Here is a 1433-nt window from a genome sequence, read left to right on the forward strand (position 1 = left end):
GGCGCGCCAGTCTTTCGACCTCGTACAAGGCATCGAAGAACTTCAACGCCAGCACAGGCGGTCCGCCGGGTTTTTTCCTGGCCTTGAGCGCATCGGTAAATTTGCGTCGCGCGTGGGCCATGCATCCCAGATGGGTGGCGTCTTCCAGCGTGCGCCAGGCGTCATAGCCATCGCTCATCAGCAGGCCGCGGTAACCGGCCAGAAAGGCCTGGGGGTACTGCTGGCCGCGACCGGGCTGGTAATCGAACAGCACGATCGCCTCCCGGCTGTCCTCAGCGCTGCGATAGCCCCACATATAGGATTTGGTCTGCGCCTGGCGCGCGTTCTCTTTCAGGACCTGGACCCAGGTTTCGTCACCGTGGATCACATCCTGGCTCCGGAGCCTTTCCTTCAGCGCGTCATAAATCCGTTCGAGATGCAGTTCGCTCGACCGGATCACCCAATGGCCCAGCGTGCCCCGGCTGAGGCTGACGTTGGCGCGCGACAGCGCCTGCGACAGCCGGTACAGCGGCATGCCATCGACATATTTGCTGGCAAGAACCAGGGCCAGTGTCGACGCCGTGGCGACACTGGCGGGCAAAGGTTGAGCCGGCATCGGCGCAGTCACGACCGGCGCGTCGATCCCGGTCCGCTCGCAATTGCGGCACCCATATTTGAACCGCACATGCTGCAGCACCATGGCCTTGACCTCGACCTGCAACTGCTCAGTGATGTTTTCGCCCATCCGGTGCATCGCCGTGCGGCAGCACGGACAGGATTTCTGGTCCTCGGGAAGGTCATGTTCGATGCGCTGACGAGGCAGAGCCGACGGCAGGGGTTTGCGGCCGCGCTTGCCAGGCTCGGGCTTATCGCCTTGCGGCAGCCCCGTGTCCGGCACGGCCGTATCGTCGGCCTCGGCCCTTTCTTCCGCCGCGGCCTGCTCGGCTTCGTTGAAGATGCGGTCCCTGACCTTTTCGCTGCGCGGGGCGTATCGATGCGCCCGCTCAAGCCGCAACTGCTCCTCAAGCTCGCCAATCCGCTGCACGAGCTTGTCGTTCTCGGTCCGCAACGCCGCGATCTCGGCACTGTGGGCCAAGATCAATGCTTCCACATCCTTCGGTGACCGCGCGCGTTCCATCGTGATCTTGAATCGGACCCGTCCGTCCGCGTCAAGGGGGCTGTCGTTACCCCATGCTGCGATATTGCCGCTCGGGATGGCGGCGCACCGCCGCAAGGTCGATGCCGTCCAGCAACCAATGCAGCTCTTCCGTTGTCAGCGTCAGCACCGCCTGCTGACCGCGCGGCCAGAAAAACCGATCCTCCTCAAGACGCTTCAGGACCAGCAAAAATCCCGAGCGATCATAAAACAAAAGCTTCACCCGATTGCGCCGCTTGTTGCAGAATGCGTAGACCGCGCGGGCCATCGGATCGAGCCCCATCGCCTGCTCAACCAA

2 protein-coding genes are annotated in these 1433 nt (G+C 63.2%); both read right to left on the reverse strand.

What is annotated here, in order from left to right; translation table 11 throughout:
- Positions 1-1117, reverse strand: a 1117-nt coding sequence (gene tnpC, locus L2A60_RS20400) for an IS66 family transposase (protein ID WP_235706292.1), incomplete at its 3' end; no start/stop codon positions are given.
- Between the two features lie 46 nt (positions 1118-1163).
- The coding region (gene tnpB, locus L2A60_RS20405; RefSeq protein WP_235706293.1) for an IS66 family insertion sequence element accessory protein TnpB at positions 1164-1433 on the reverse strand (270 nt) is incomplete at its 5' end.

This window comes from Acidiphilium iwatense (assembly GCF_021556475.1).
GTDB lineage: Bacteria > Pseudomonadota > Alphaproteobacteria > Acetobacterales > Acetobacteraceae > Acidiphilium > Acidiphilium iwatense.